Consider the following 3141-nt stretch of genomic DNA (forward strand, 5'->3'; position numbering starts at 1 on the left):
GATGCGCGGCCTCTACCCCTGATCCGCCACGTCTGATCCGCCATGTCGGTCCGGCGCGGGTCGCGCCGGACCGACTTTGGTAGCCCCCCTCATCGTCCTCCGTACGATGCCGCCGCCCCGCCCGCCCGCGAGGGTTGAACCCATGAGAGGTTTTCTGGGCGTGATCCTGGTCATCCAGGGGCTGGGCGGCTTTGTGGCGCGGGTCTTCTTCGACACCGAGTTCGGGCTGCTGCGCAGGTGGTTCGACATCCCCACCCCGGTCTACCTGCTGATCGCGGCGGCCGGGGTGGGGCTGGCGATCTGGGGCGACCAGGCCAAGAAGAAGGAGACCTGACCCAGGAGCGCCAAGAAGAGGACCTGACCTAGGAGTACAGCCGGTAGGTCGCCAGGACGTTCAGCCGGTGCAGGTCGCGGCAGAGCGCCAGGATCCCGGCCTTGGCCAGGTCCGGCGGCACCTGGTACCGGCCCAGGGCGGCCGTCAGCGACGGGTCCAGCTCGCCCGACGCCCACCGGTCGGTGCAGGTCGTGTACGTCTCCTCCAGCGTCCGCCCGGCCGCGACGGCGGCGGCCACCTCCTCGTGCAGCACCTCCAGGTAGCCGAGCAGCGCGTCGATCGCCGCGTGCCCGTCGCCCATCGGCCCGTGCCCCGGCACGATCGTGTCCAGGCCGGGCAGCGTCTCGCGCATGCGCCGCAGCGACCGCGCGTACGGCTCGGGGCCGCCCTGCAGCAGCATGTGCGCCAGGCCCGCGTGGCAGAGGAAGTTGCCGGTCCAGGCGGTACGGGTGTCGGGCACGTAGAGGACCGTGTCGCCGGGCCCGTTGCCGGGGCCGAAGTGGTGCAACTGGACGATCCGCCCGCCGAGGTCGATCTCGGCGTACTCGTCGAACACCACGTCCGGCCTGCGCCACCGCTGCACCGCGTCGAGCAGCGCCGCGTCGCCGTACATGTTGGCGGACCTGACCTCCTTCTCGTACGCGAGGTCGGACATCTCGCTCCTGTTGCGCCGCGAGGAGAGGATGACCACCTCGGCCGGGAACGCCGCGTTCCCGAAGGTGTGGTCGCCGTGGTAGGTCGTGTTGACCAGGTAGCGCACGGGCCGGTCGGTGAGGCCGGCGGCCAGGCGCTGGATCTGGTGTGACATGTCAGGCGTGATGCCGGCGTCCACCACGAGCGCGGCGTCGCGGCCCGCGACGAGGCCGTTGTTGTCCTTGGGCGGGATGTTCGCCATCAGCGCCCACACGCCGTCGGCGAAGGCGTGCGGCGCCAGTTCGAGCCCGACCGGCGACAGGTTCGGGCCACCGTAACCGTCGGGGCGTTCGGCTATCTCTCGCTCGGGAATCGTCATGCCCATAAACTAATCGAGCGATCGATTATTTTGCAAGGGTGATTGGATGACGTGCGTGAACACGACAAGACGGCCGGGCCGCCCGCCCAAGGCCGAGGCGGGCGACACCAAGGCGGCACTGGTCGACGCGGCGCTGCGGCTGTTCGCGCGCCACGGGTACGCCGGCACCTCGATCAGGGCCATCGCCCGCGAGGTGGGGCTGAGCGAGAGCGTCCTGTACGCGCACTTCGACGGCAAGAAGGCGATCTACGAGGCCGCGATGTCGCTGGCCGGGCCGCAGGTGGCGCTGGTCGCGCTGGACGACGCGCCGGACGGCCCGGCCGCGTTCGTCCGGTCGTTCGGCGAGCGGGTGCTGGCCGCGTGGGACACCCCGCAGGCGCGGCAGAGCGTCAGCCTGGTCTCCCGCGACGGGCTGATCCACGACGAGATGCTGGGGCTGGGGATCGAGCGGGCACTGGCGGGGCTGGCGGAGGTGTTCGCCCGCTGGCTGGCCGACGGGCGGGTGCGCGCGGACCTGGGGGCGGCGGAGGATCTGGCGTACGCGCTGCTGGGGCCGATCGCGCACGCCCGGGTGATGTGGCTGCACGAGGAGGCGACACGGGAGCAGCGCGAGCTGGGCCGCGGGCGGATCGAGCGGCACACCGCGCTCTTCGCCGCGATGATCGAGGGTTAGTCCCGATCGGGGATCTCCAGGAGGATCAGTCGCGGTCGAGGACCTCGACCAGGCTCTCCAGGTCGCGCATGAGCTGCTCGGTACGCTCCTCGCCGAAGGCCGCGGCGATCAGCCGGTGGTGCCCGGCGATCGCGCCCTCGACCCTGACCAGCAGCTCGGCCCCCCGGTCGGCCAGGAACACCGCCACCCGCCGCCGGTCCCCCGCCGACGGCCCCCGGTAGACCAGCGCCCGGTCGATCAGCCGGTCCACCGCCTTGGTCAGCGTCGGGTGCGGCATCAGCACGGCGGCGGCCAGGTCGCCCATCGAGTGGCCGCGCCCGTCCGCCAGCGCGCGCAGGATGCGCCACTGCTCGACCGTGAGGTCCTCCCCCTGGAGCGCGGCCGCGAGCCCGCGGTTGACGCTGCGCTCCGCGCTGCTCAGCAAGTACGCGAGGGAGGACCCGAGCCCGGTCGTAGCCATGGAAATCAGGTCCTTTCACCCGAGAGCTAAGGAGGAGGATACTCGTCGGCGTGGCGACGATCGTCGATCCTTTCGAAGCGAGTGTGGTGCCCTCCTCCTCGCTCAGGGTCGCCCTCGTCGTGCCCGTCTCCGGCGTGCTCGGCCTGGTGGGCCCGTGCGCGATCAACTGCGCGGCGCTGGCGGCCGAGGAGCTGAACGCCGCGGGCGGCATCCTGGGCAGGCCGGTCGAGCTGGTGCTGGTGGACGGCGGGCGGCCCGCCGCCGCGGTGGCGGCCGAGGTGGCCGAGCTGGTCAGGGTCGGCGCCGTGCAGGCCGTCACGGGCACCCACGCCAGCGACGTGCGGGTGCGGGTGGTGCGGGCGATCGGCGGGCGGGTGCCGTTCGTGTACGCGCCCCCGTACGAGGGCGGCGGCCACGCCCCCGGCGTCTACTTCCTCGGCGAGACCCCCGGCAGGCAACTCGAACCCGGCATCGAGTGGCTGGTCGAGCACCGCAAGGCGCGGCGCTGGTTCCTGTTCGGCAACGACTACGTCTGGCCGCGCCTCGTGCACGCCAGCGCCCGCCGGCGGCTGCGCGCGCGGGGCGCGACCGTGGTCGGCGAACGGTTCGTCCGGTACGGGCAGGCGGTCCGATGGCTGGACCGGATCGCCGGCGCCCGGCCG

At 72.5% G+C, this 3141-nt stretch carries 5 protein-coding genes; 3 read left to right on the forward strand and 2 right to left on the reverse strand.

Features of this window, described 5'->3' with window-relative positions:
• Positions 1-142: 142 nt before the first annotated feature.
• Entirely contained in the window at positions 143-334 is a 192-nt protein-coding gene (locus tag KME77_RS03530) for a hypothetical protein (protein ID WP_219461879.1), read from the forward strand.
• A gap of 28 nt (positions 335-362) precedes the next feature.
• Here the strand turns inward: KME77_RS03530 and KME77_RS03535 are convergent, their stop codons facing one another.
• Positions 363-1346, reverse strand: coding sequence for an MBL fold metallo-hydrolase (locus KME77_RS03535; RefSeq protein ID WP_219461881.1), 984 nt, complete (start codon positions 1344-1346; stop codon positions 363-365).
• A gap of 46 nt (positions 1347-1392) precedes the next feature.
• On the opposite strand from KME77_RS03535, the gene KME77_RS03540 reads away from it, so the two are divergent.
• Positions 1393-2019, forward strand: coding sequence for a TetR/AcrR family transcriptional regulator (locus tag KME77_RS03540; RefSeq protein WP_219461883.1), 627 nt, complete (start codon positions 1393-1395; stop codon positions 2017-2019).
• Between the two features lie 25 nt (positions 2020-2044).
• On the opposite strand, the gene KME77_RS03545 is transcribed toward KME77_RS03540, so the two are convergent.
• Complete coding sequence (locus KME77_RS03545) at positions 2045-2479, reverse strand: MarR family winged helix-turn-helix transcriptional regulator (protein ID WP_219461885.1); 435 nt, start codon at positions 2477-2479, stop codon at positions 2045-2047.
• 50 nt (positions 2480-2529) lie between these two features.
• Between KME77_RS03545 and KME77_RS03550 the strand changes: the two genes are divergently transcribed.
• Positions 2530-3141, forward strand: a 612-nt coding sequence (locus KME77_RS03550) for an ABC transporter substrate-binding protein (protein WP_308250528.1), incomplete at its 3' end; no start/stop codon positions are given.

Source organism: Nonomuraea rhizosphaerae (assembly GCF_019396405.1).
GTDB classification, from domain to species: domain Bacteria; phylum Actinomycetota; class Actinomycetes; order Streptosporangiales; family Streptosporangiaceae; genus Nonomuraea; species Nonomuraea rhizosphaerae.